Source organism: Streptomyces sp. E2N166 (assembly GCF_003671715.1).
In the GTDB taxonomy this organism is placed as follows: domain Bacteria; phylum Actinomycetota; class Actinomycetes; order Streptomycetales; family Streptomycetaceae; genus Streptomyces; species Streptomyces thinghirensis.
Genome location: NZ_RAIF01000012.1, coordinates 352,746 through 377,779, shown reverse-complemented (window position 1 = coordinate 377,779; position 25,034 = coordinate 352,746). Strand labels below are relative to the sequence as shown.

The window sequence follows — 25,034 nt, the reverse complement described above, 5'->3', positions numbered from 1 at the left end:
GCCCAGACGCAGGCCGCCCCCGACCCGCGGCCGGGCCGCGCCGGGCCGGGACGACCACTCCCCGCGGCGGGCCCGGAGCACCTCCTCGGGCAGGGTGCGCACCCCGGCGGCCCGCAACCGGTTCGGCAGGTCGCCCGAGACGGGCTGTCCGTCCTGCTCTTCGTGGGCCCAGACCAGGGCCGGAACGCCCGCGTCCAGGGCCGCGTCGAACTCCGCGTCGGGGGCGCGCCTGCGGGACACCCGCGGAGGAAACCCGAGGACCAGCGCCAAGGGCCCGTCCTCCGCGTACAGGGCGGAGAACAGCGCCTCGTAGGACGAGCCGTCCTGGTTCCGGGCGGGGATCACTGCCACCACGCCCTCTCCGGAGAGTGCGGACAATGCCTTCATCCTGTCCCACTTCCGGGACCAGTTATGCCCCCAGTCGACCCATTCCGACGCGTTCTGGCGCTCGAGGCTGCGCACGGCGACCGGGTGCACCACCCCCAGACGCACCTCCGCGCCGCTGGGGGTCGTGATGGGCAGACCGTCGACCGGCCTGCCCAGCAGCTCACGGGGCAGGACGAACTCCACGAACAGGTCGGGCGAGTCGATGGCCTTCTCCCGGCGCATGCGGATGATCTCGTCCACCACGAGCCGCTCGATCCGCCCCAGCCGCATCGCCTCGGTGTACTGCCGCACCGCCTCCCGCGGGGCGCCCTCGTCCTGCCGGAAGACATCGAGCAGATAGTGCCGGCTCGGCGACGCGGGGGTGACGCGGAACGTGGCGTAGGTCCACCGGGTGCCCGCCCCGCCGGGACGCACCCGGCGCTCCAGCAGCGGTCCGGGATCGACCGCCGGGGTGCAGTGCCCCGCCCGCCCGCGCACCCAGCGGGCCAGTTCCTGTCCGCGCGGACCGGGGACGCGCCGGGACAGCGCGGCGACGAAGGTCAGCAGCGGCGGCACCGGCCGCCCCGCCTGGGCGATGTGCCGCAGGTCGTGCACGATGCCGAGGATGTCCTCGGGGGAGCCCTGCCACGGGCGGCGGACCGGCCCGAGCGCCTCGTCGCGCAGCACCACCAGCCCGGGCATCGTGACCCGGCCGTCGAGCAGCAGCCGGTAGAGGTCGTCCATGGCCTCGTCGTCGAACGGGCCGTCGTCCGGATCCGGCGGTCCGGGGGCGGGCGGCGGCGGCAAGCGGTCGCCGGACAGGGCCAGCGCCGCCCGTAAGGGGGGCCAGTCGCGGGCCAGCCGCTCCAGCGGAATCATCCAGGTCACGCCGGCCTCCGGCGACTTGTCGCGCAGTACGGCGAGCCCGGCGACGCGGGAGGTCGCGGCGTCCCGGACCCCGCAGCCGCTGTATCCGCGGGCGACTCTGCGGCCGGTGTCCGGTGCGTCGTTCAGCTGGATCAGCGCCGACTCCGGGCCGCCCCGCCCGGCCATCAGGCAGTCGGCCCACACCCCGTGCGGCTGGCCCTGCGGGTAGCCGTAGACCTGCATCGGCCGTTTGGCGGCATAGGCGCCGGTGGAGAGGTGGGCGTGCGAGGTGGGGAGCCGGCCGTTGGCCTGCCCCAGATCGCCGTGCAGGGTGAGCACCGAGACGTCCTCGTGGTGGCTCCCGCCGGTGTACCGGTGCCCGCCGCCCGGGGAGCCCGTGAGCTTCAGTCCGCTGCTGAGGGTGACCGTGACGGTGGCGTGCGGGTCGTCCCCAAGCCGTCCGCCCATGGCCGACGTCACGACATGGGCGCAGGTCAGAACGTAGCGGGGCGGGACGATGACTCCTCCGCCGACCGGGTTTCCGGCGGGGCCGAGGATGCTCACCTGCCAGTCGTCGGTGACGGCCGTCCGCGCGACCGGTTCCGCCCCCAAGACGCCCTCCCCCCGTCCGCCGCCGCAGGCCCCGACCGTCTGCGGAGCCGCCATAGTAGCGGTCCCCGCCGTGGGAGGCAGAGAGGGCAAGAGCCCTTGATACGGGGCTGGTTGGCCACTTGTTCGGCTTGTTCGACCGCTCGCGGCGCGCGCCGGGCGGCCCCGCCCGCCCCCGGCCGGCGGGCCGCCTCGTCAGCGGATCGTGATGGTGACGGTCGACCCCTTGGGAGCCGTGTCCCCGCCGTCGACCGACTGGTCCTTCACCGTGTCGCCGAACAGCCCGAGCAGACCGCGGTCCTCGTCCACCTGGAAGCCGGCGTCCTTCAGCGTCCGCTTGGCGTCGTCCACGCTGTCGCCGACCACGTCCGGGACCTCGATCATCTCGGGGCCCTTGGACACCGTGAGCGTCACCGTGTCGCCCTCGGCGGCGCGGCTGCCCCGGTCAGGCGTCTGCCGGGCGACCTGGCCCCTGTCGTACTCGGAGTTCACCTGCTCCTCGGCGACCTTCACCTTCAGGCCGGCCTCCGTCAGCTCGGCCCGTGCGTCGGCCAGGTCGTCGCCGGTGACGTCCGGGACGTCGATGGGGCTGCCCTTGCTGACGACCAGGGCGACCGCCGAGCCCGAACGCACCGTGGTGCCCGTCTTCGGCTTCGTGGAGATCACGAAGCCCTTGGGGACCTCGTCGCTGAACGCCCGGGTCACCATGCCCGGCTCCAGTCCCTCGTCCTCCAGCAGGGTCCGGGCCCGGTCCAGCTTGTAGCCCTGGACGTCCGGCAGCTTCACGGTGTCGGGGCCGTCGGAGATCGTGAACGACACGGAGTCGTTCTTCCGGATGCGGGTGCCCACCCCGGGGTCGGTGCTGATGACCTTGCCGCGCTCCACGGTGTCGCTGTAGGCGTGCCGGACCGTGCCGGCGTCCAGCCCGGAGTCCTCAAGCCGGTCCCGGGCCTGCGCCTCGGTCTTGGACAGCAGCGGCGGCACCTTGGTGAACTGGCCGGAGTTGATGTACCAGACGCCGGTGCCGACGCCCAGTACCAGCAGTACGGCCACGACGATCGTCAGCGGGCCGCGCCGCAGCTCCGGCCGGCGGCGCCGGGGCGGCGCCGGAGGGGGAGCCGCCAGCCGGCTGGTGCGGTTGACCCCGTCCGCGCGGAACCCGGCGTCACCGTGGCCGCCGGCTTCGGCCTCGTCCTCGTTGACGGGCAGCGGCCGGGCTGGGAGTCCTCCCGCGCGAGCGGACCCGGGCGTGGGGGAGGTCAGCGCGCGCGGGATCACGCTCGTGCGGTCCTCGGCGTTGTCGTGCTCCGCGGCGAGCGCCTGCGGCGGCACCGCGTCCAGCTGGTCCGCGCTCAGCGCCCCGCGCGCCTGGCGGGCCTGCGAGAGCAGCGCCACGGCGTCGTGCGGCCGGATCTCCGGGTTGCGCGCGGTCGCCGAGGCGACCAGCTCGTCCAGCTCGTACGCCATCCCGCGTACGGCGGCCGACGGCGGCGGTACGTCCTCGTGCAGGTGCTTGTAGAGCACCTGGGCGGGGGAGTCCCCGTCGTGCGGCTTGCCGCCGGTCAGCATCTCGTACAGGACGACGCCGCAGGCGTACACGTCGACCCTCGGGTCGGCGGTGCCGTGCTCGATCTGCTCGGGCGCCAGGTAGGAGACGGTGCCGAGGACGGACCCGGTGGTGCTGGTGACCGTGTCCACGGCCCGGACCAGGCCGAAGTCGGCGACCTTGACCCGGCCGTCGTCGCCTATCAGGACGTTCTCCGGCTTCATGTCCCGGTGCACGAATCCGGCCCGGTGCGCGGCCCCGAGCGCGGCCAGCACCGGTTCCAGGATGTCCAGCGCGGCCCGCGGCCGCAGCGCCCCGCGCTCGCGCAGCACGTCACGCAGGGTGCAGCCGGCGATGTACTCCATGGCCAGGTAGACGTACGCCCCCTCGGCCCCTTGGTCGAACACCTGTACGACGTTGGGGTGGTCGAGCCGGGCCACCGACTTCGCCTCGCGGATGAACCGCTCCACGAAGGTGGCGTCGGTCGCGAGCGCCGGGTGCATCACCTTCAGCGCGAGCACGCGGTCCAGGCGGGTGTCCACGGCCCGGTAGACCGTGGCCATCCCGCCCACCGCGATCCGCGCCTCGACGCGGTACCGGCCGTCGAGCACCTGCCCGACGAGAGGGTCCTGAAGGGTCGTGTCCACGCAGGTGAGTCTACGAGCCACCACGGACACCCGGCGTCGCAGCCGACGATCGGGTGCGGTACTGCAGCGCACCTGTGACGCTTCCCACGCACGGCCGCCCGCCGACGGGGACGCGCCCCACGGGCGAGGCCCACCCCTCGTCCGGCCGGAACCGGGCGGTGCGTGGACGGGAGACGAAACGGCGGGACAGCCCAGGGCTACTGAAAAGCGGGCCGCTCCGGATCCAGCACCGCCAAGCCCTCCGCGGGAGACGACGCCTCGGCGAACCGCCGCCGCGGAATCCGCCCCGCCCGCCGCGCACAGCGTCCCGCCTCCACGGCGAACCGCATCCCCTCCGCCATCAGCACCGGCTCCTGCGCCCGCGTCACCGCCGAGGCGAGCATCACACCCGCACACCCCAGCTCCATCGCCAGCGCCACGTCCGACGCCGTGCCGGCCCCCGCGTCCAGGATCACCGGCACACGCGCGTGCTCCACGATCAGCTCGAAGTTGTGCGGGTTGCGGATGCCCAGTCCCGACCCGATCGGCGAACCGAGCGGCATGACCGCGGCGCACCCGACGTCCTCCAGCTTCCGCGCCAGGACCGGGTCGTCGTTGGTGTACGGCAGCACCGTGAACCCGTCGTCGACCAGCGTCTCCGCCGCGTCCAGCAGCTCGATCGGGTCCGGCAGCAGGGTGCGCTCGTCGGCGATGACCTCCAGCTTCACGAGGTCGGTGCCGAGGGCTTCGCGCGCGAGGCGGGCGGTGAGGACCGCCTCCCCGGCGGTGAAGCAGCCGGCCGTGTTCGGCAGCACCCGGATGCCGAGCTTCTCCAGCACCGACAGCACGGACCCGTGCACCGAGGCGTTCACGCGCCGCATCGCGACGGTCGTCAGCTCGGTCCCGGAGGCCACGAGGGCCCGCTCCAGCACGTCGAGGCTGGGCGCCCCGCCGGTGCCCATGATCAGGCGGGACCCGTAGGACGTACCACCGAGGACGAAGGGATCGTCGGCCATGGTCAGCCTCCTTGGACGGCGGTGAGGACTTCGACGCGGTCGCCGTCGGCCAGCGCGGTGGCGGGCCACTGCGCGCGTGGGACGACGGTTTCGTTCAGGGCGGCGGCCACCCCGGACGGCGCCGCGGTGAGCGTGCCGACCAGGGCGTCCAGGGCCGTGCCGGGAGCCACCTGGCGCGGCTCGCCGTTGACGGAGATGTTCATGCGGGCTGCTCCGAGAGTCGCTGGAGTGCGGGGACGGCGCCGAAGCGCCGGGGGGTGAAGGGGCGGGCCTCGGCCGGCAGCTCCCCGGTGGCCAGGGCGTGCGCCATGGCGTCGCCGGTGACCGGGGTGAGCAGGACGCCGTTGCGGAAGTGCCCGGTGGCCACCAGCAGGCCCGCCAGCCCGGTCGGGCCGAGCAGCGGGGCGTTGTCCGGGGACCCGGGACGCAGACCCGCCCGGGTCTCCGCCAGCGGCAGCTCGGTGATGCCGGGGACCAGCTCGTGGGCGTCGCGCAGCAACTCGTAGACGCCGCCCGCGGTCACCGTGGTGTCCCAGCCCAGCTCCTCGCTGGTGGCGCCGACGACCAGCTCGCCGCTCTCCCGGGGCACCAGGTAGAGGGGGTTGCCGCGCACCACGGCACGCACCGTCCGGTTCAGCAGCGGCCCGTGCGTCCGCGGCATCGTCAGCCGCAGCACCTGCCCCTTCACGGGCCGCACCGGCGGCAGCACGTCCTCCGGGACGCCGGTGAACCGTCCGCTCAGGCTGCCCCCCGCCAGCACCACCTGCCCGGCCTCCAGCGCGGTGCCGTCGGCCGTGACGACACCCGTCGCCCGCTCGCCGCCGCGCCCGACGGTGAGCCGGTCGGCCCACACCCGGTGGAAGGCGACGCCCGCGCGCTCGCAGGCGGCCACCAGCGCGCCGGCGAGGCGCCGGGGGTCGATCTGATGGTCGCCGTCCACCCGCAGACCCCCGCGCACACCCGGCGCGAGCATCGGCTCCAAACGCCGGCACTCGCGCCCCGACAGCCACTCGGACTCCAGGCCCGAGCGCTGCTGGAGCGCGTGCAGTTCCCGCAGGTGGGCCCGGTCGTCGGCGTCCAGCGCGACGGCCAGGGTGCCGCACCGGCGGTAACCGAGGTCGTGGCCCGTCAGGTCGGCCAGCTCGGCCGCGAACTCCGGGTAGCGGCGGGCCGAGGCGAGGTTCAGCGCGAGCAGCGTCTGCTCGCCGTAGTGCAGCTCCGTCACGGCGGCCAGCATCCCGGCGGCCACCTGGGCGGCCCCACCGCCCGGCTCGGGGTCCACGAGGGCCGTGGCGAGCCCGCGCTGAGCGGACCGCCAGGCAGTGACCAGGCCGATGATCCCGCCGCCGACGACGAGGACGTCCGGCGTACGCGACGACGCGGCCCTCGCGGCGGCTCCGGACACGGAAGCAGGAGTCGGTGGTGACGACATGGGCGTCCAGCCCCTCCCTTCGCCGGCATGACCCGGATCAGGTTCGTACGGTCGGAGGCCGCCAGCCTCCCTCTCAGCCCGGTGCGTCCGGGCTCCCGCGAGTGCTCTACGTTGGCCACCCTAGCCCGCAGCGCATCGCACTTGTAAGGGAGCCTCCGCCCGTGGCGCGTTCACTCGACGGTCTCGTTCTCGCCCCCGTCGCCGACCAGGCGCCCGGCCAGGTGGGGACGCGCACCCGGTTCACCTACCACGAGCAGGACGGTGCCGTATGGGCCGAGTACGCGGGCGGTGACGTCGTCCGCGGACGTCTGGTGGGCACCAGGGAGGGCGACCGCCTCGACTTCCGGTACGTGCAGCTCAAGACCGACGGAAGCACGTCGTCGGGACACTGCGTGTCGACCGTCGCCGAACTGCCGGACGGGCGGGTGCGCCTGGACGAGACCTGGGAGTGGGAGTCGCAGCGGGGCAGCGGGACGAGCGTTGTGGAGCAGGTCACCGCCCACGAGGACTGACTGACCGATCGTCGGTGTCTAAGGTGATCAGGTGAGCGAGCAGACGCAGGAGCGGACCCGGGAACGGGGAGCGGACGCGGAGCGCCGCGTGGTCGTGGTGGGCGCCGGCATGGCGGGCGTGCAGACCGCGGTCGCCCTGCGGGAGCAGGGCTTCACCGGCACCGTGACCCTGATCGGCGCGGAGCCGCACCAGCCGTACGACCGTCCCCCGCTGTCCAAGGCCGTTCTGCTCGGCACGGCCGAGGGCTCCGCCTTCGACGTCGACTTCGAGGCACTCGGCATCACCCTGCGGCTCGGCTGCGAGGCCCTGGGCGTCCGCCCCCGCGCGCACGTCCTGGACACCTCCGACGGACCCGTGCCGTACGACCTCCTCGTCCTCGCGACCGGCGCCGAACCGATCCGGCTGCCCGGCGCGGAGGGCGTGCCCGGAGTACACCTGCTGCGCACCCTGGACGACGCCGAACGGCTGCGGCCGGTGCTAGCCCGGCAGCACGAGATCGTGGTCGTCGGCGCGGGCTGGATCGGCGCCGAGTTCGCCACCGCCGCGCGCGAGGCGGGCTGCGCCGTCACCGTCGTGGAGGCCGCCGACCGGCCCCTCGCCGGCGCGCTGCCCGCCGAGGCCGCCGCGCCGATGACCGGCTGGTACGCCGACTCGGGCGCCGTACTGCGCACCCACGCGCGCGTGGAGCGCGTCGAGACGGGCGGTCCCGGGGAGCCCGGCCACGTCGTCGTCCTCGACGACGGCTCGCGGCTGCCCGCCGGCGCGGTCGTCGTCGGTATCGGAGCCCGGCCCGCCACCGCCTGGCTCGCCGGCTCCGGGATCGACCTCGGCGCGCACGGCGACGTCCTGGCCGACGACCGCCTGCGCACCTCCGTCCCCGACGTCTACGCGGTCGGCGACTGCGCCTCCTTCCCGTCCGGCCGCTACGGCGAGCGGCTGCTGGTGCACCACTGGGACAACGCCCTCCAGGGCCCGCGCACGGTCGCCGCCAACATCATCGGCGCCGCCGTCGGCGAGGCCCCGGTGGCCTACGACCCGGTGCCGTACTTCTGGTCCGAGCAGTTCGGCCGCTTCGTCCAGTACGCCGGTCATCACACGGCCACCGACACCACCCTGTGGCGCGGCGACCCCTCGGGACCCGCCTGGACGGTCTGCTGGCTGCGCGAGGACCGCCTGGTCGCCCTGCTGGCGGTGGGCCGCCCCCGGGACCTGGCCCAGGGCAAACGCGTGATCCAGGCCGGCACGACGGTGGACCCGCGGCTGCTGGCCGACCCGGCGAGGCCGCTCAAGGCGGCGACGGCGTAGCCTCCGCCCGGGTGCGGCGGCCCCGGGCCGGACGGGTCCGGTTTCCGACTGTCAGTGCCAGATGGCAGGCTTGAGACGTGACCGAGATTGACGCAAAGATCGATGCTCTCGTGCCTGCCTGGCTCACCGTCCCCGACATCGCGGAGATGCTCGGCGTCGAGGTGACCCGCGTACGCCAGCTGATCAGGGAAGGCCAGCTCATCGCCGTGCGGCGCGGTGAGAACCGCGCGCTGCACATCCCCGCGGCCTTCATCGACGAGGACAAGGTGGTCAAGGGCCTGGTCGGGACCCTGACGCTGCTGCGGGACGACGGCTTCACGGCCGAGGAGATGCTGGAGTGGCTCTTCACGCCCGACGAGACCCTGCCCGGCACGCCCGCCCAGGCGCTGAGTGAGAATCGCGGCACGGAGGTGAAGCGCCGCGCCCAGGCGCTCGCCGTCTGACCTGACAGACCCCGCCCGGCGTACGGGCCGCGCCCCACGGCCCCCGGCGGTCACGGCGGTCCGCGGTCCGTACGCCACGGCGGCGACACGCTGACGCCGTGTTCCCCGGGGCCGAGGGGGAGCCCCCGCGGCCCCCGGGAGCGGCGGCCTCCCCGTTCCGGCGGGCCGCGGAGCGACCGTGGCGAGGCACGCTCCGTATCCTCGGGACACAAGCCAGGGCCGCGCTCCGCCGCGGGCCACGCCACCGACCTGGGGGACATCCGCATGCCCGACACCGCCGCGAACGCCCGCGCCCGGCTCGCCGACGCCCGGCTCTACCTGTGCACGGACGCCCGCCGCAGCCAGGGCGACCTGCCCGAGTTCCTCGACGCGGTGCTGGCGGGCGGCGTCGACATCGTGCAGCTGCGCGACAAGGGCTTGGAGGCGGGGGAGGAGCTGGAGCACCTCGAGGTCTTCGCCGACGCCTGCGCCCGGCACGGCAAGCTCCTCGCGGTCAACGACCGGGCGGACGTCGCCCATGCCGCCCGAGCCGACGTGCTGCACCTCGGGCAGGGCGACCTCCCGGTGCCCGCCGCCCGCGCGATCCTCGGCGACGACGTCCTCGTCGGCCGCTCCACGCACGCCGAGACCGAGGCCGCCGCTGCCGCCGTCCAGGACGGCGTGGACTACTTCTGCACCGGCCCGTGCTGGCCGACCCCCACCAAGCCCGGCCGCCACGCACCCGGCCTCGACCTGGTCCGGCACACGGCCGCACTCGGCACGGACCGCCCCTGGTTCGCCATCGGCGGCATCGACCTCGGCAACCTCGACGAGGTGCTGGAGGCCGGTGCCCGGTGCGTCGTGGTCGTCCGGGCGATCACCGCGGCGGACGACCCGGGTGCCGCCGCGGCCGAGTTCACGAAGCGACTGCGGCAGGCGTAGGCGGGTGCCGGAGGCATGTGTCCAAGGGATGGACAACAAATCGACAATGCGGACAAATATCCCGCATCCGGTTGGGTGACCGCCGCCCCCTGGCTAACCTGCCCGTATGGCCCTCGGAACCGCATCCACCAGGACTGATCGCGCACGCACCGTGCGCGACATGCTCGCGTCCGGCAAGACGACGTACTCGTTCGAGTTCTCCGCGCCGAAGACGGCCAAGGGCGAGAAGAACCTGTGGAGCGCCCTGCGGCGGGTGGAGGCGGTCGCCCCCGACTTCGTCTCCGTGACCTACGGCGCCGGCGGTTCCACGCGCGCGGGGACGGTCAAGGAGACCCAGCAGATCGTCGCCGACACGACACTGACCCCGGTGGCCCACCTCACGGCCGTCGACCACTCCGTCGCCGAACTGCGCAACATCATCGGCCAGTACGCCGACGCCGGGATCCGCAACATGCTGGCCGTGCGCGGCGACCCGCCCGGCGACCCGACGGCCGACTGGATCGCACATCCCGAGGGCCTGACCTACGCCGCCGAACTGGTCCGCCTCATCAAGGAGTCGGGCGACTTCTGCGTCGGCGTCGCGGCCTTCCCCGAGATGCACCCGCGCTCCGCCGACTGGGACACGGACGTGCGGCACTTCGTCGACAAGTGCCGGGCCGGCGCCGACTACGCGATCACGCAGATGTTCTTCCAGCCCGAGTCCTACCTGCGCCTGCGCGACCGGGTCGCCGCGGCCGGCTGCGAGACCCCGGTCATCCCCGAGGTCATGCCGGTGACCAGTGTGAAGATGCTGGAGAGGTTGCCAAAGCTCAGCAACGCCTCGTTCCCGGCCGAGCTGAAAGAGCGGATCCTCACAGCAAAGGACGATCCGACCGCTGTACGCTCCATTGGCATCGAGTTCGCCACGGAGTTCTGCGCGCGGCTGCTGGCCGAAGGCGTCCCGGGACTGCACTTCATCACGCTCAACAACTCCACGGCGACCCTGGAGATCTACGAGAACCTGGGCCTGCACCACCCACCGCGGGCCTAGACCGGCCGCACATATTTACGACACACTGCGTAACGGCCACTGGGTATCGGCCACTGGGAGAGGGGCGTACATGGGCTGGACGGTCCTCTACATCGCGTTCGGCGTTGTCGCGCTGTGGCTGCTCGGTGAGGTGCTGCTGCAGTACAAGGCGCGGCTGCGCTGGCGGCTGCTCGCCTTCGGCGGCTTCGTCGGCGTCGTGGCCGGTGTGCTCATGTCGAACGTGATCGTCATCGGGCTGGGCACGGCCGCGTTCGCCGTCGGCCAGACCTACGTCACGCTGTCGTTCCGCCGCGGCTTCGAGGCCGGGTGGGCGGTCAACGCCCCGGCGAGCCTCGTCGCCAGGCGCGGCCGTCCCGAACGGGGCGGCCAGGAACCGACGTCGGAGGTCTCCGGGCTCGAGGCGGCCGAGGGCGGCCGGGGCGGCCACGACGCCTACGACGACCGGGCCCAGGGCCAGGCGTCCGGTCAGGACGGTCTGTCCTACGGTGGCGACGCATACGGCCGTGACGACTACGGCCGTGACGACTACGACCGCGACGACGTCTTCACCCCGGCCCGCCCCGCCGACCCCACGGCCGCGGAGACCACCGCCGTCTACGAGCCGCAGCCCATGCCGGACGACACCGGCTCGTACGGCGTGTACGCCGACGCCGGCTACGCCCAGGAGCAGCAGGCACCGGCCGCGGCCGCGCAGGGCGCCGATCAGTCCTACGCCTACGGCTACTCGGGCTACGGCCAGCAGGAGTACGGCTACGACAGCGGCGGCCAGCAGCAGTACGCCGCCTACTCCGACCCGTACATCGGCACCCACACCTACGGCGGGGCGTCGTACGACACCGGCTCCTACGACACGGCCGGCGGCCAGCAGTACGGCCAGCAGGGCTACGCGCAGGACCAGTACACCACCGGCACGCCCGGCGGGTACGGCGGCGAGACCCCGGCCGGCGGGGTGTGGGTGCCGCAGCAGCGCAGCACCGACGACCCCTACGGCGGCGAACTCCCGCCGGAGCAGACGTATCCGTACCAGGGCAACGGCCAGACGCAGGGCCAGGGTCAGGGGTACGACGAGCAGTACCGCTTCTGACGCTGTCTCAGGGGCCCGGTGGCCGGCCCCTGCCGCTCACTGGGAGCCCCGGAACTCCGGTCCCTCCACGATCAGTCCGGCGACCAGCGCGCCCGACATTCCCGCGTGCGGCAGCCCCCCGCCGGGGTGGGACCAGCCGCCGACCGTGAACAGTCCGCCCACGCGCGTGCCGTTCGCCGGGTGCAGCAGCCGTCCGCCTGCCCCCGCCAGCGCCGGCACCGGAACCGCGCCGCCCGCCACCCCGGTATCCGCCGCGACATCGGCCGGTGCGCGCACCTCGTGCCACAGGAGACGGTCGCGCAGACCCGGTACCGCACGCTCCGCGGCCTCGACGAGGCGCCCGGCGTGTTCCTCGGTGTCCGCTTCGCTGCCCGCGGGCACCACCGAGGTCAGGGTGACCGCCTCGTGGTCCGTGTCCGGGACCAGCGCCGGGTCCTCGGGACGCAGGACCGTGACGGTCGGGCGTGCGGGCAGGCCGGCTGCCGGGCCGAACAGCGCCTCCAGCTCGGCCTCGCGGTCCGGCGCGTGCACCACCGTCCGGTGCGCGGTGCCCTCCGGTCGGCCGCCCCGCAGCGCCAGCAGCACCGTCAGACGGCTCGCTCCACCGTGCTGCTGCGGCACCTCTCCGTCGCCCCGCACCGCCGACCCGCCGCAGAGGCGGTCCAGCACGCCGGGTGCCACACCGGCGACCACGAACTCCGCCTCGGCCACCGCGCCGTCGGCCAGCTGCACGCCCGCCACCCGGCCGTCCTTTTCGGCGATTTCCGTGACCTCGGCGCCGAAGTGGAACTCGACCCGGCGGGCCAGGCACCGTTCGTACACCGCCCGCGCCAGCTCCCGCAGACCGCCGCCGCGCACGTACCACACACCGAAGGCGTACTCCATGTACGGCAGGACGGCGGTGTTCGCCGGGGCGGTACGGGGGTCCAGGCCGTACGCGAGCGCGTGGCTCTCCAGGAGGGCGGCGAGCCGGGCGTCCCGCAGCTCCCAGGCGCCGACCTCGGCGAGCGTGCCGGCCCGGCGGGTGCGCAGCAGCCGCTTGTGCGGGACCGCGGGATAGGGCTCGCGCTCGGCGAGCACCTTCCAGTTCGGCCACAACGGCTCCTCGAGGAGCGGGCGGCGCGTCCGGTCCCAGGTCTCCCGGGCCCGCACCAGGAAGTCGCCCCAGCGCCGCGCGGCGGTCGAGCCGAGTGCCTCGTCCAGGGCGGCGACGACGCCCGCCCGCGAGGCGTTCGGCAGCGACACCTCCGTCCCGTCCGCGAACACGTGCCGTGAGGACGGGTCGACCTGGACCAGCTCGACACAGGACTCCAGCGGCTCCTTGCCGGTCTTGACGAACAGATCGCGCCAGACCGCGGGCAGCGGCAGCAGACCGGGTCCGGTGTCGAAGGAGAAGCCGTCGCGCTCGACGCGGCGCAGGGCTCCGCCGTACGTCCCGGTCCGCTCGTACACCGCCACCCGGTGGCCCGCGACGGCCAGCCGGGCCGCGGCCGCCATCGCGCCCATCCCGGCGCCGATCACCGCAATCCGTGCCATGCCAGGGACTTTATCCGCCGCCGCCGGCAATCCGGTCCCAGGGGCCGCCGGGCCGTGCACCTGCGGGAACGGCCGGCGACGGGGCCGGCCTGAGTACCGCGACGGACGCGCGGGTGACCGGCCGGACACACGCCGCCGTGAGCCGGGGTGCGCACGACTGAGTACCCGTACCTAGCCGCCCAGATGAGTACGCGCGCGGATGGGACCCTGCCCGCGTGAACGAGAGAGTGGAGGCACGGAGAGGGGCACGGCTCCGGAACCGGCGACACGGGGCGTCGGAACGGAGCCGGGCCCGCGATCCGCTCCTTCCGCCGGCCGCGGTCGGCGGGAGCGAGGCACGGGGGAGCCCGGGGGAACGACCGAGAACGGCGGTTCCAACGGGGGGACGTACGGGGGAGCAGGAGAAGGCGCCGGTCCGACGGTGGCCCGCGGGGGACGCGGCCACCACGGACCGGCGCTTTTTATGCCCGGCCGGCGGGACGCGGTGGCTCAGGGGCGGCCGCTCACGCGTCCCTGAAGCAGCCGCGACAGGGCCGAGTGCACGTCGTCGAGGGAGCGTTCCGGCTGGAACGACTTCCAGTCCAGTGCGGCCACCAGGACCATGCCCACCAGTGCGGCGGCGGTCAGCGGCACGTCGATCTCCTCGCTGAACTCACCGCTCCGCACGCCCTCGCGCAGCACGCCCTCCACGACCGCGACGGCCTCCTGCCGGACCACCAGCAGCGTGGACTGCCAGGCCCGGTTGGTACGCCACAGCTCGGCCACGTACAGCTGGGTGAAGGCCGGGTAGCGGTCGATGAAGACGAGCCCCGCGCGGATCATCGCGTCCAGGGCGTCGACCCGGCCGCGGCCCTCCCGCGCCGTCCGCTCGGACGCCTGGCGCAGGGATGCGGTCAGGAGCCCGACACCGTGGCGCAGCAGCTCCTCGAAGAGGACGGACTTGCTGGCGAAGTTGTAGTAGACCGTGCCCTTCGCGACCCCGGCGCGTTCGGCGATCTCGTCCACGGTGGTGGCGGAGAAGCCCTGCTCGGCGATGAGGGTGACGGCCGCCTCGTAGAGCTTCTGCCGGGTGGCCTCGCGGCGGCTGCTGCCCCGCGAGGTGGCGCTGCTGCTTTCCATGCCCCGATTGTCACAGCACTCCTCCTGGGGGTGTCACCGCAGGGCGCGCACCACTTCGCTCCGGGTGCGGCCGGCCGGACGGGGTGCGTCGAACCGGTCGGGGCGAGCAGCCGAACCGAACCTACGATCGAAACAAAAGCCCAGGTCAGAACGGATTGTCAGTGGCATACCTCACTATGGGCACATACGGCGCCTCGTCGCAGAGCGTGCCGTCACGGAGACGACAGGAGGATCGTCATGGCCCACTCGTCCGCAGCCGCCGCCCGGCGGCGCCGCGCAGCCGGCCCTGCACCCTCACTGACCGGCCCGGCGAGCGACGTGCACCCCGTGCTCCGCCGGACAACCGCCCCGCCCGCCGCCCTCGACCTGCTCGCCCAGGCCCGGGCCGGACTGGAGGAGGCCACCGTCCTCGAGACACCGAACGAGCGCTACGCGACGGCCCATCTGGCCGCCCTGCGCACCGCCGCCGCGGTGCTCGCCGCGCGAGGCCGCCCCGAGACCACCCCGCGCGCCCGGGCCCGTATCCGCAGCGCCTGGGAAGTGCTCCCCGAGATCGCGCCCGAGCTGTCCGACTGGAGCGCGCTGTTCGCCTCGGGCGCCCGGCGCCGGGCACGGGCCGAGGCGGGCATCGAGGGCGCGGCCAACCGCCGGGACGCCGACGACCTGATACGCGACGTGGCGATGTTCCTGCGCCTCGTGGAGCGGATGCTGGTCCTCCAGCCGGTACTGCCCCAGCCCCGCCCCGACACGGACCACCCGGCCCCGGACCATGCCGCCCCGGGCGACCCCGCGCCGGGCCGCTCCGATTCCGGGCGCTCCGACGCCGGCGGTCCCGATCCCGGCGGTCCTGTTTCCGGGCGCCCCGTTTCCGGCCGTCTCGGTTCCGGGCGCTCCGACGCCGGCCGTCCCGACGCCGGCCGTCCCGACGCCGGCCGTCCCGACGCCGGCCGTCCCGATTCCGGGCGCTCCGATTCCGGCCGCCATGGCGTCGGCCGTCCGGACTTCGACCGACCGGGCAGGGAGCGGTCGGGCGGGGACCGCGTGGCCCGCGAACTGCCGGACGCGGGCTGAACGCGCCGGCCCCGGCCCTCCGGGCGCCTCCGGGGGTGCGTAATTCGCCTCCGGGCGGGGTCCGCGGGGCACGTGCCGGGTCGGTGGCACGGGGTGACCGGTCGGCGTACCGGAGGCAATAGGGTGGGAGGCGCCTGAAGCCTGCCCCTTCCCGCACCCGGGCCGGGGCGGCAGCCCGTTCGCTCCGCCCGTGTCCGAGGCGGTGCCGCGCCGAGGAGTCAACTGCCGTGTCGGACCCGATGCGCCCGCCCGTCTCCCAACCCCGCCCGCAAACGGCGTCGCCGCGCTCCGAGCCCTCGCGTTCCCGAGCCGCCCTTCGTACCGCCGTGGTCTGGGACGTCCTCCAGGACGCCCTCGACCGCCGGGTCAAGGCCACGGGCCGCCAGGCACTGGACGTCCTGGACACCGGGGGCGGCAGCGGCAACTTCGCGGTGCCCGTGGCCCGCCTCGGCCACCGCGTCACCGTCGTCGACCCGAGCCCCAACGCCCTGTTCGCCCTGGAGCGCCGCGCCGCCGAGGCCGACGTCGCCGACCGGGTGCGGGGCGTCCAGGGAGACGCCCACGGCCTCTTCGACGTGGTCGAGCGCGGCGGCTACGACGTGGTGCTGTGCCACGGCGTCCTGGAGTACGTGGACGATCCCGCGGAGGGCATCCGCAACGTGGTGGACGCCCTGCGCACCGAGGGCGTCCTCAGCCTGCTCGCCGCGGGGCTCGGCGGGGCCGTGCTCGCGCGCGCCCTCGCCGGCCACTTCACGGAGGCCAGGCAGGCCCTCGACGACCCGGACGGCCGCTGGGGCACCGGTGACCCCGTGCCGCGCCGGTTCACCGCCGAACAGCTCACCCGACTGGTCGAGGCCGCGGGGCTCCGGATCGGCGCCGTGCACGGCGTGCGGGTCTTCGCCGACCTGGTTCCGGGGGTACTGGTGGACACGGAGCCCGGCGCCATGGACGCGCTGCTGAAGCTGGAGGCCGCGGCGGCCGAACTTGCCGCGTTCCACTCCGTGGCCACACAGCTTCACGTGCTCGGCGAGACACGAGGGGCCCAGGAGGCTTGAGCCACCTGGTGGGGTAAGGCCCTGATCAGGGACGCGACTGCAGATGGAGTACGCCACAGGCCCCCCGAACGGGGGCCAGTCGCCGTATGATCGAGGGAGACCGCCCGGCATGACGGGTCGGCCGCTGGGGAATGTGAATTTCAGCGAGCCGGCGCGGCCATGACGGAGACCGGTTGGCCAATTGGCGTAGAGGGGCGGGTTTCACGGGGGCGATTCCCTGCCTATCCTGAAGGGACCCCCCCGGGTCGCCCCGGCGACTGCACGATGAGGAGGACTCCGTGCCGCTCTCGGAGCACGAGCAGCGCATGCTCGAGCAGATGGAGCGAGCGCTGTACGCCGAAGATCCCAAGTTCGCGACAGCGCTCGAGGGAAGCGGGCTGCGTACGTACACCCGGCGACGGGTCTACCAGGCGGTCGCGGGCTTCCTCGTAGGTATTGCGCTCCTCATGGCCGGTATGGTCGCCCAGCAGGTCTGGCTCAGTGTGGTGGGCTTCCTCGTCATGCTGGGCTGCGCGGTCCTCGCCGTGACCGGCTGGCGCAAGGCGCCGAAGCCGGGCGAGCAACCGGCCGCCGCCACCGGACCGCAGGGGCGCCGTCAGCAACGGCAGAAACGCTCCATGATGGACCGCATCGACGAGCGCTGGCAACGGCGCAGGGATGAGCAGCAGGGCGGCCAGTAGCACCCGAGCCGCCACTCACCAGGACATCTGCGTGAGGGGGTGACCACCGACCGGGTGGTCACCCCCTCACGCGTACCCATGTGCGGCCGCGGCGTGGCCCCGACCCACTCGGAGCCCATGTGCCCGGTGCTCCGGGCCCCGGGCCCCGGACGCAGCAAGGCCGGCCCGGGCGCCGCCGCCCAGGCCGTGTCCCCGCGCCGCCGTTTCAGCCCTGCTGTCCCGACGCCTTCCGCAGTGTTGGTCGGGCCGCCGCTGCCCGCTGTCTCAGGGCAGCCCACCGGGCCGACAGCGTCCAGACCACCCGTACGGTCGAACGCGGGGCGAGCAGCGCGCGCAGCCGTGTGCCGCGGCTGACGGTGGCCCGTAGACCGGCGCTCGCCCGGTGGACGTCCTCGGTGAGACCGGCAGTCAGGCGGGGCCGTGGCGCGTAGAGAACCTGCTCCACCGCGTCCGCCACCCGATGCACCGCCGCGGCGGCCGTCGGATCGAGCTGCCCGAGCCGGACGATCCGGGCCGCCGCCTTGCGCGGGGTCTGCGACTCCTCCGGAATGATCCCGAAGTCCCAAGCCGTATCCGTCAGCTCCTGCCAGACCGCCAGAGTGTGCGGGCCCGCGTCCGCCTCCGTGCGGCCGTGCGCCCCCAGCCGTACCGACCGGATACGCAGCCGCCACAGCAACGGCGCCAACGGAATCAGCAGCACCGCGAGCCCACCCGCGGCCCAGGCCAGCACCGCGTACCACTTCGGCCCGTTTCCGCCGGCGACCGGCACGGCCGCCGGCGACTCGCCGGCGCAGGCGTCCAGCTTCTTGTCCTGGGCCGTGCAGCTCTCGCTCGCCGAGGGCGCCGCCGACGGCTCCGTCTCGGCGTTCCGGGACGGCAGCGCGGGGTCCGGCACCGAACTGCCCGGCGTCTCCGTCACGGTGTACGACGGGGTCGAGCCACGGGTCGGCGTCGGCTCGAAGCGGGTCCAGCCCACGCCCTCGAAGTACACCTCGGGCCAGGCGTGCGCGTCCCGCAGCCCCACCGAGACCGAGCCGTCGGCCTGCGGGGAGCCCGGCGCGAAGCCGACCGCCACCCGGGCCGGAATGCCCAGCGAGCGGGCCATCGCCGCCATGGCGAAGGAGAAGTGGACGCAGAAGCCCTGCTTGTCCTCCAGGAAGCGGGCGATCGCCTGCGAGCCGCTGCCGACCTTGACCTGGGTGTCGTACTCGAAACCGCCGTTGATCGCGAAGTACTCCTGGAGCTCGACCGCCTGCTCGTAGGGGTTCGCCGCGCCGGCGGTCACCTGGCGGGCGACCCGGGAGACCACGTCGGGCAGCGAGTCCGGCAGCTCGGTGTACTCCCGCTTCAGCGCGGCGGACGGCTGCGGTGCGGCGGCGAGCTGGTCCGCCGTCGGCTGCACGTTCAGGCTCCGCACCTCGTACGTGAGCCCGCGGGTGTTCTGCCCGTGGTCGCCGACCAGGGTCATGCCGACGGGTTCGTAGCGCCAGTTCCCCGCGATCCGCACGCCGCTCGGTGGGTACGGCATCGGCAGCCAGTCCTGGGCGTACCAGTCCGCGGCCGTGATGGTGGTGCGGGTCTGCGTGCGCTTGGTTTCGGGGCCGAGGCCGATCGGCGTGGGGAACGTGCCGTCCGGCACGGCGGTGATGTTCCGCTTGGACGGCTTCCAGGTGGTCCCGTCGAAGTCGTCCAGGGAGACGATGCGCAGGTACAGGTTCGATATGTCGTCGGAGTCGGTCTCGACGGAGAGGACCTGCCGGTTCTCGTCGACGTTGAGACTGTCGCGCAGGGAGACCAGCGGGTTCACCGCGGAGATCGTGCCGCCGCCTCCGGTCCCGGAGCCGACGCCCGTCCTGGCGCTGTCCAGCAGCCCGCCGTCCATCGCGGGCAGGGCGAGCGGCACCACCAGGGCGACGCCCAGCGCGAACGCGCCGATGCGCCGCCCGGTGCGGACGGGAGCGACCACGCCGTCCGGCTCCCCGCCCGGGGCGCGTGGCGCGCCGCCGAAGACCCGGCCCCACTGCGAGAGCCGGTCACGTCCTTCGGCCAGGAGCAGCATCAGATAGCCGGCCGCCGCGATCAGGAACCACAGCCAGTCGGTGCCTCCCTCGGACAGCCCGGCGGCCACCGAGTACAGCGCGAGCAGCGGCAGCCCGGCCGGGGCGGCGCTGCGGAAGGTCACCGCGAGGGTGTCCACCAGCAGGCCGATCACCAGGACACCGCCGACCAGCATCAGCCGGATGCCGTCGGACTCCAGCGGCGCGGGGATCGCGTACCGCGCGATGTCGTCGCCGCCCTGTTGCAGCAGGTCGGCGAAGCGCTGGAAGGCCTGCGGGCCGGGAATCAGCCCGGCGAGGGCGTGCTGCCGGGCGAAGACCAGGGTCAGGAGCACCAGCGTGACCAGGGCCTGCGCGGTGATGGTCAGCGGCCGGGCCAGCGGCACCCGGCGCGCCGCCGCGCCCACCGCGGACTGGACCGCCAGCAGGAACGCGGCCTGCAGGATCCACGTGGCCGGGTCGACCAGGGGCAGCAGCGCGCACGCCGCCATCAGCGTCGCCGCCCACGCGCACAGCGCCAGTCGCGCCCGCCCGCTCATCGCGTGTCCTCCCGGCCCGTGACCGTCGCGGGGCGGGTGTGCGGGTGGTCCGCCCGCCGGGTGTGCGCGCGGTCCGACTGCCGCCCGGGTCGTCGGGGCCTGGCCGCCTCCCCCGTGTACCGCGCCGGCCGCGCCCTCCCGCTCATCGCGTGCCCTCCCCGCCGCTCGCCGCCGCGAGGCCGGTGCGTTCGTGGTCCGTCAGGCGCCACATCTCCTCCAGGGTGATGCCCCGCGGCACGCTCACGGCGGTCCAGCCCGCCTCGCGCAGCATCCGCAGCCGTTCCTCGCTCCTGTCCAACGGACCGGGCACGTCCGCCGGTTCCCGTGCCCAGGTCTCGCTGTCCAGGACGAAGGCGACGGCACCGCCGCTGCGCTGCCGCATCTTGGCGGCCACGCTGACCTGCTCCTCGTCCAGGTCGCCGAAGAACGCCACCAGCAGCCCCTCGTTCCCGCCGCGCAGCACGTCGTACGCCCGGGACAGGCCCGTGCCGTCGGAGTGGTCGATGACCGCGAGGGTGTCCATCATCAGCCCGGCCGCGTCGGCCGTGCCCTGGCTCGCGCCCGCGAAGCCGTCGGAGCCCTCGCCGGGCACCGAGTCGCCGCTGTCGGTGAGCAGCCGGACGGAGAAGCCCCGCTCCAGCATGTGCACCAGCACGGACGCGGCGCCCGACACCGCCCACTCGAAGGCCGAGTCGGGGCCGGCGCCCTCGTAGGCCACGACCCGGGTGTCCAGCAGCACCGTGCACCGGGCGCGCTGCGGCTGCTCCTCGCGGCGCACCATCAGCTCGCCGTGGCGCGCGGTGGAGCGCCAGTGCACGCGGCGCAGGTCGTCGCCGTAGCGGTAACCACGCGGGATCACGTCGTCGTCGCCCGCCAGCGCGAGAGAGCGCTGCCGCCCCTCGCCGTACCCTCGTGCCTCGCCGCTCAGCCGCACCGGCGGCAGCGCTTCCACGCGCGGGATCACGGTCAGCGTGTCGTACGTCGAGAAGGAGCGGGTCAGCTCGCACAGCCCGAACGGGTCGGTCAGGCGCAGTTGCAGCGGGCCCAGCGGATAGCGGCCACGCAGGTCGGAGCGGACCCGGTAGGACACCTCGCGGCGGCCGCCCGGCTCCACCCGGTCGAGTACGAAGCGGGGGCGCGGCCCGAGCACGTAGGGCACCCGGTCCTGGAGCATCAACAGACCGGTGGGGAGCCGCGAGACGTTGTCGATGCGCAGATGCACCCGGGCCTCGCTGCCCGCGGGTACCCGCCCGGGGGCGAGCCGGCGGCTGCCCGCCACTCGGTAGCGCGTGCGATAGAGCAGCGTCGCGCAGACCAGAGGCAGCACGCTCAGCAGCAGTCCGACGCGGAGCAGGTCGCTCTGCCCGAGGACGTAGGCGCAGACGGCGGCGGCGATGCCGGCGGCCAGGAAGGACCGTCCGCGGGTGGTCAGACCGGTCAGGGCGGTGCGGAAGCCGCCGCCCTCGCTCCGGTCGTCGTCCGACCGGTCCGTCCCCCCGGCGTCCATCACAGCCTCCGCGGCGATTGCTGGCCGTACGCGCCGAAGCCCGTCTGCTGCTGGGGTGCCGCGGGCACCGGTGTGCGCTGCAGGATCTCCTGGACGACCTGCTCGGCGGTGCGGCGGTTGAGCTGGGCCTGGGCGGTGGGCAGCAGGCGGTGGGCGAGGACGGCGACCGCGAGGGCCTGTACGTCGTCCGGCAGCGCGTACTCCCGGCCGCTCAGGGCGGCGGACGCCTTCGCCGCGCGCAGCAGATGCAGCGTGGCGCGCGGCGAGGCGCCGAGTCTGAGGTCCGGGTGGGTGCGCGTGGCGGCGACCAGGTCCACGGCGTACCGCCGGACCGGGTCGGCGACGTGGACGCCCCGGACCGCCTCGATCAGCTTCAGGATCTCGTGTGCGTGCGCCACCGGCTGCAGGTCGTCCAGTGGGTTCACCCCGCCGTGCACGTCGAGCATCTGCAGCTCGGCGTCCGGGCTGGGGTAGCCGATGGAGACCCGCGCCATGAAGCGGTCGCGCTGGGCCTCCGGCAGCGGGTAGGTGCCCTCCATCTCGACCGGGTTCTGCGTCGCCACGACCATGAAGGGGCTGGGCAGCTCATAGGTCTGGCCGTCGATGGTGACCTGGCGCTCCTCCATCGACTCGAGCAGCGCGGACTGCGTCTTCGGGGAGGCGCGGTTGATCTCGTCGCCGATCACCACCTGCGCGAAGATCGCGCCGGGCTTGAACTCGAAGTCCCGGCGCTGCTGGTCCCAGATGGACACCCCGGTGATGTCCGAGGGCAGCAGGTCCGGGGTGAACTGGATCCGGCGCACGGAACAGTCGATGGACCGCGCCAGCGCCTTGGCCAGCATGGTCTTGCCGACGCCCGGGACGTCTTCGATCAGCAGATGGCCCTCGGCGAGCAGCACGGTCAGCGAGAGCCGCACGACCTCGGGTTTCCCCTCGATCACACTCTCCACCGAACCGCGTACCCGCTCGACCACAGCGGTCAGATCATCCCCCACGCTCGAATACGCTCGCGCGGGGGCGCCCCCATGGCTCGCCTGATCGTCATAGGTCGTCACCCGGCCCTCCTCGGCCTTTCCCGCGCTCCCTGAGAAGCGGGGGTACCCCAACTTGCCGGGACGGCCACACACCGCGGACCGGCCCACCCCGAATCACGGACACCGCGCGGAAAAAGTTCCGCACGACACCGCTTCCCGCATTCTTGCTGCCGTTACCGATTCGTGTCACTCGCCTGTGGACAACTGGCCGCGATATGTCGGGCCTTACGGCCTTTCCGGTACTTGCGCGACGGGGCCGCCAGGGCGGGATCATCGGGGCGGGCGGCCGGATCAGGCGGGGGCGACCTCGCGCAGCAGGCCCGTCCTCACGTCGAAGACGAAACCACGTACGTCCTCGGTGTGCAGCAGGAACGGCGAGGTGCGCACGCGCTCGATCGACTGCCGCACATCCTGGTCGACGTCGCGGAAGGACTCGACCGCCCACGCGGGACGCTGGCCGACCTCCAGCTCCAGGTCGTGCCGGAACTCCTCGGTGAGGGTCTCCATGCCGCACCCGGTGTGGTGGATGAGGACCACACTGCGGGTGCCGAGCGCCCGCTGGCTGATGGTGAGTGAGCGGATCACGTCGTCGGTGACGACACCGCCCGCGTTGCGGATGGTGTGGCAGTCGCCGAGCTCCAGGCCGAGCGCGGCGTGCAGGTCGAGACGCGCGTCCATGCAGGCCACGACGGCGACCCGCTGGACCGGCCGGGCATCCATCCCGGGGTCGGTGAATGCGGCGGCGTAGCGCCCGTTCGCCTCGACGAGCCGGTCGGTGACGGTGCCGTCGCCGACTACGGCGGATTCGGAGCCAGTGGGAACCGATGCAGAAGTCGTCATATCCATGACGTTACTGGCCGTCCCCTTCCGCGGCCCGCTGCGAAGCGGGACAAAGAACGTCATCAAGGCTTGTTGTGAGCCAACCCACAGAGGGAAACGGACGCGTCCGTACGAGTGAAAAGGCGCGCCGCACCGGTTTGCGGACGCCGCGGTCCGCGACGCGCAGGCCGGTTGATTGACCGGGCGACAGGGTGGACTAAAGTGACGCGAAGCGGGAGGCGAGGCTCTCCCTGCTGGACTGAATTCCCCGGAGATCTGGGCGACGTCCCGCCAGATCTCCCCACGTGCGCGGCGCGTACGTACGGCTCGGCCTCCTCCCGCTCCCGGCCGGCCGACGCTTCTGGCGCCGGCAGGCCTCCCCTTCACGAGCGAGCGGGAGGGGACCCGGCGGTGCGTGACGCCGCGCCGGACCTGAGAGGCCGCCCCACTTGAGCCAGAGTCGACACGTCCCGGTGATGCTCCAGCGGTGTCTGGACCTGCTGGCGCCCGCCCTGACGGAGCCGGGCGCCGTGGTCGTCGACTGCACGCTCGGACTCGGCGGGCACAGCGAGGCGCTCCTCGAACGCTTCCCCGAGGCCAGGCTCGTCGCCCTCGACCGGGACAAGGAGGCCCTGCGCCTGTCCGGCGAGCGGCTCGCCCCGTACGGCGAGCGCGCCACCCTGGTGCACGCCGTCTACGACGAGCTGCCCGACGTACTCGACCGGCTCGGCGTTCCGCGCGTCCAGGGCGTGCTGTTCGACCTCGGCGTCTCCTCCATGCAGCTCGACGAGGCGGACCGCGGCTTCGCCTACGCCCAGGACGCCCCGCTCGACATGCGCATGGACCAGACGACCGGCATGAGCGCCGCCGAGGTCCTCAACACGTACCCGCCGGGCGAACTCGTCCGCATCCTGCGGGCGTACGGCGAGGAGAAGCAGGCCAAGCGGATCGTCTCCGCGGTCGTGCGCGAGCGCGAGAAGGAGCCGTTCAGCAACAGCGCGCGCCTCGTGGAGCTGATCCGGGCCGCGCTGCCGCAGGCCGCCAAGCGCACCGGCGGCAACCCGGCCAAGCGCACCTTCCAGGCGCTGCGCATCGAGGTCAACGGCGAGCTGTCCGTCCTGGAGCGGGCGATCCCGGCCGCCGTCGAGGCCCTCGGCGTCGGCGGCCGGATCGCGGTGCTGTCGTACCACTCGCTGGAGGACCGGCTGGTCAAACAGGTGTTCGCGGCCGGCGCCGCCAACACCGCGCCGCCCGGACTGCCGGTGGTCCCCGAACGCTACGCGCCGCGGCTCAAGCTGCTCACGCGCGGTGCCGAACTTCCCACCGAGGAGGAGATCGCCGAGAACCGGCGGGCGGCACCGGCACGGCTGCGCGGGGCCCAGCGCATCAGGGAGTCCATCGGGTGAACCGAGTGAGGCCAGGCCAGGCACGGGTGCGGACGGTCCACCCGGGCCGAGGGGAGGGCGAGTGAGTAGGAAACCCGAACTGAAGGGGAGGGCGGCCCGGCTCGCCCAGCTGCTCCCGCAGGGCGGCGCACGCGGCCAGGCGGCCCGGGCGCCCTTCGTCCTCCTCGTGGTGGTCCTCCTGGGCGGCGGCCTCATCGGCCTCCTGGTGCTGAACTCCGCCTTGAGTGAGGGCTCCTTCCAGCTGGACGACCTGAAGCAGAGGACGAAGGAGCTCACCGACGAGGAGCAGGCGCTCCAGCGGGACATCGACGCCTACTCCGCCCCCCGCGCCCTCCAGAGCCGCGCCCGCGAGCTGGGCATGGTGCCCGGTGGCGATCCCGCCTTCCTCGCCCCCGACGGCACCGTCAAGGGTTCGCCGGGCCCCGCGCCCTCGGCCGCCTCCGCCCCGCTGGT

Annotated in this window: 21 protein-coding genes, 1 pseudogene and 1 riboswitch; of the genes and pseudogenes, 11 read left to right on the top strand and 11 right to left on the bottom strand. The window is 73.8% G+C overall.

What is annotated here, in order from left to right:
- The 5 genes from EBH09_RS09375 to thiO all read right to left on the bottom strand — a co-directional run.
- A partial coding sequence (locus tag EBH09_RS09375) for a trypsin-like serine protease (protein ID WP_193776209.1) occupies positions 1–1,845 on the bottom strand: 1,845 nt, incomplete at its 3' end.
- Between the two features lie 192 nt (positions 1,846–2,037).
- Positions 2,038–4,035: a Stk1 family PASTA domain-containing Ser/Thr kinase gene (pknB, locus tag EBH09_RS09370; protein WP_193776208.1), complete on the bottom strand. Its 1,998-nt coding sequence runs from the start codon at positions 4,033–4,035 to the stop codon at positions 2,038–2,040.
- A gap of 197 nt (positions 4,036–4,232) precedes the next feature.
- The gene (locus EBH09_RS09365) at positions 4,233–5,030 is read right to left on the bottom strand and encodes a thiazole synthase (RefSeq protein WP_121746566.1); all 798 of its coding nucleotides are present in this window, start codon (positions 5,028–5,030) and stop codon (positions 4,233–4,235) included.
- A gap of 2 nt (positions 5,031–5,032) precedes the next feature.
- The gene (thiS, locus tag EBH09_RS09360; RefSeq protein ID WP_121746565.1) at positions 5,033–5,233 is read right to left on the bottom strand and encodes a sulfur carrier protein ThiS; all 201 of its coding nucleotides are present in this window, start codon (positions 5,231–5,233) and stop codon (positions 5,033–5,035) included.
- Positions 5,230–6,435 (bottom strand): glycine oxidase ThiO, encoded by a 1,206-nt coding sequence (gene thiO, locus EBH09_RS09355; RefSeq protein WP_238697250.1) that lies wholly within the window; start codon positions 6,433–6,435, stop codon positions 5,230–5,232. The genes thiS and thiO overlap by 4 nt, the downstream gene beginning before the upstream one ends.
- A 24-nt stretch (positions 6,436–6,459) precedes the next feature.
- Positions 6,460–6,571: riboswitch (TPP riboswitch) on the bottom strand.
- Positions 6,572–6,623: 52 nt separating this feature from the next.
- Here thiO and EBH09_RS09350 point away from each other — a divergent pair.
- From EBH09_RS09350 to EBH09_RS09325, 6 genes are all read left to right on the top strand, one after another.
- Positions 6,624–6,974 carry a hypothetical protein gene (locus tag EBH09_RS09350; protein WP_121746563.1) on the top strand — a complete coding sequence of 117 codons (351 nt, stop codon included), beginning with the start codon at positions 6,624–6,626 and terminating at the stop codon, positions 6,972–6,974.
- Positions 6,975–7,083: 109 nt separating this feature from the next.
- Positions 7,084–8,280, top strand: a complete 1,197-nt coding sequence (locus EBH09_RS09345; protein WP_238697300.1) for an FAD-dependent oxidoreductase — start codon at positions 7,084–7,086, stop codon at positions 8,278–8,280.
- A gap of 77 nt (positions 8,281–8,357) precedes the next feature.
- Positions 8,358–8,723 carry an Rv2175c family DNA-binding protein gene (locus EBH09_RS09340; RefSeq protein ID WP_121746562.1) on the top strand — a complete coding sequence of 122 codons (366 nt, stop codon included), beginning with the start codon at positions 8,358–8,360 and terminating at the stop codon, positions 8,721–8,723.
- 264 nt (positions 8,724–8,987) lie between these two features.
- Positions 8,988–9,644: a thiamine phosphate synthase gene (gene thiE, locus EBH09_RS09335; RefSeq protein ID WP_121746561.1), complete on the top strand. Its 657-nt coding sequence runs from the start codon at positions 8,988–8,990 to the stop codon at positions 9,642–9,644.
- Positions 9,645–9,750: 106 nt separating this feature from the next.
- Positions 9,751–10,674, top strand: a complete 924-nt coding sequence (gene metF / locus EBH09_RS09330) for a methylenetetrahydrofolate reductase [NAD(P)H] (protein WP_121746560.1) — start codon at positions 9,751–9,753, stop codon at positions 10,672–10,674.
- Positions 10,675–10,744: 70 nt separating this feature from the next.
- Positions 10,745–11,758 carry a hypothetical protein gene (locus tag EBH09_RS09325; protein ID WP_121746559.1) on the top strand — a complete coding sequence of 338 codons (1,014 nt, stop codon included), beginning with the start codon at positions 10,745–10,747 and terminating at the stop codon, positions 11,756–11,758.
- Between the two features lie 36 nt (positions 11,759–11,794).
- Here EBH09_RS09325 and EBH09_RS09320 read toward each other — a convergent pair whose 3' ends face one another.
- Both EBH09_RS09320 and EBH09_RS09315 read right to left on the bottom strand, forming a co-directional pair.
- Positions 11,795–13,294, bottom strand: a complete 1,500-nt coding sequence (locus EBH09_RS09320) for an NAD(P)/FAD-dependent oxidoreductase (RefSeq protein WP_121746558.1) — start codon at positions 13,292–13,294, stop codon at positions 11,795–11,797.
- Positions 13,295–13,783: 489 nt separating this feature from the next.
- Complete coding sequence (locus EBH09_RS09315; RefSeq protein ID WP_121746557.1) at positions 13,784–14,413, bottom strand: TetR/AcrR family transcriptional regulator; 630 nt, start codon at positions 14,411–14,413, stop codon at positions 13,784–13,786.
- A 237-nt stretch (positions 14,414–14,650) separates the two neighbouring features.
- Between EBH09_RS09315 and EBH09_RS09310 the strand changes: the two are divergent.
- From EBH09_RS09310 to EBH09_RS09295, 3 genes and pseudogenes are all read left to right on the top strand, one after another.
- Positions 14,651–15,160: pseudogene (locus EBH09_RS09310) on the top strand (SAV_6107 family HEPN domain-containing protein); the annotation flags it as partial.
- Positions 15,161–15,711: 551 nt separating this feature from the next.
- Entirely contained in the window at positions 15,712–16,539 is an 828-nt protein-coding gene (locus EBH09_RS09300) for a methyltransferase (protein ID WP_193776207.1), read from the top strand.
- Between the two features lie 278 nt (positions 16,540–16,817).
- On the top strand, positions 16,818–17,219 hold the full coding sequence (locus EBH09_RS09295; RefSeq protein WP_121746556.1) for a spore wall synthesis complex protein: 402 nt from the start codon (positions 16,818–16,820) through the stop codon (positions 17,217–17,219).
- Positions 17,220–17,424: 205 nt separating this feature from the next.
- Here the strand turns inward: EBH09_RS09295 and EBH09_RS09290 are convergent, their stop codons facing one another.
- From EBH09_RS09290 to EBH09_RS09275, 4 genes are all read right to left on the bottom strand, one after another.
- Entirely contained in the window at positions 17,425–19,815 is a 2,391-nt protein-coding gene (locus tag EBH09_RS09290) for a DUF3488 and transglutaminase-like domain-containing protein (protein WP_121746555.1), read from the bottom strand.
- Between the two features lie 142 nt (positions 19,816–19,957).
- The gene (locus EBH09_RS09285) at positions 19,958–21,322 is read right to left on the bottom strand and encodes a DUF58 domain-containing protein (RefSeq protein ID WP_193776206.1); all 1,365 of its coding nucleotides are present in this window, start codon (positions 21,320–21,322) and stop codon (positions 19,958–19,960) included.
- A complete protein-coding gene (locus EBH09_RS09280; RefSeq protein ID WP_121746553.1) occupies positions 21,322–22,317 on the bottom strand; it encodes a MoxR family ATPase in 996 nt (331 codons plus the stop codon). Before EBH09_RS09280 ends, EBH09_RS09285 begins: the two co-directional genes overlap by 1 nt.
- 330 nt (positions 22,318–22,647) lie before the next feature.
- On the bottom strand, positions 22,648–23,196 hold the full coding sequence (locus EBH09_RS09275; RefSeq protein ID WP_121746552.1) for a carbonic anhydrase: 549 nt from the start codon (positions 23,194–23,196) through the stop codon (positions 22,648–22,650).
- A 428-nt stretch (positions 23,197–23,624) separates the two neighbouring features.
- On the opposite strand from EBH09_RS09275, the gene rsmH reads away from it, so the two are divergent.
- Entirely contained in the window at positions 23,625–24,581 is a 957-nt protein-coding gene (gene rsmH / locus EBH09_RS09270) for a 16S rRNA (cytosine(1402)-N(4))-methyltransferase RsmH (protein ID WP_121746551.1), read from the top strand.
- Between the two features lie 61 nt (positions 24,582–24,642).
- A partial coding sequence (locus EBH09_RS09265) for a septum formation initiator family protein (protein WP_121747309.1) occupies positions 24,643–25,034 on the top strand: 392 nt, incomplete at its 3' end.

What these genes read in the sequence shown, in the direction of transcription:
- EBH09_RS09275 (WP_121746552.1), bottom strand. Translation starts at nt 23,196, where the DNA reads ATGACGACTTCTGCATCGGTTCCCACTGGCTCCGAATCCGCCGTAGTC.
- EBH09_RS09345 (WP_238697300.1), top strand. Translation starts at nt 7,084, where the DNA reads ATGGCGGGCGTGCAGACCGCGGTCGCCCTGCGGGAGCAGGGCTTCACC.
- EBH09_RS09290 (WP_121746555.1), bottom strand. Translation starts at nt 19,815, where the DNA reads ATGAGCGGGCGGGCGCGACTGGCGCTGTGCGCGTGGGCGGCGACGCTG.
- thiE (WP_121746561.1), top strand. Translation starts at nt 8,988, where the DNA reads ATGCCCGACACCGCCGCGAACGCCCGCGCCCGGCTCGCCGACGCCCGG.
- EBH09_RS09320 (WP_121746558.1), bottom strand. Translation starts at nt 13,294, where the DNA reads ATGGCACGGATTGCGGTGATCGGCGCCGGGATGGGCGCGATGGCGGCC.
- metF (WP_121746560.1), top strand. Translation starts at nt 9,751, where the DNA reads ATGGCCCTCGGAACCGCATCCACCAGGACTGATCGCGCACGCACCGTG.
- EBH09_RS09365 (WP_121746566.1), bottom strand. Translation starts at nt 5,030, where the DNA reads ATGGCCGACGATCCCTTCGTCCTCGGTGGTACGTCCTACGGGTCCCGC.
- EBH09_RS09325 (WP_121746559.1), top strand. Translation starts at nt 10,745, where the DNA reads ATGGGCTGGACGGTCCTCTACATCGCGTTCGGCGTTGTCGCGCTGTGG.
- EBH09_RS09285 (WP_193776206.1), bottom strand. Translation starts at nt 21,322, where the DNA reads ATGGACGCCGGGGGGACGGACCGGTCGGACGACGACCGGAGCGAGGGC.
- thiS (WP_121746565.1), bottom strand. Translation starts at nt 5,233, where the DNA reads ATGAACATCTCCGTCAACGGCGAGCCGCGCCAGGTGGCTCCCGGCACG.
- EBH09_RS09315 (WP_121746557.1), bottom strand. Translation starts at nt 14,413, where the DNA reads ATGGAAAGCAGCAGCGCCACCTCGCGGGGCAGCAGCCGCCGCGAGGCC.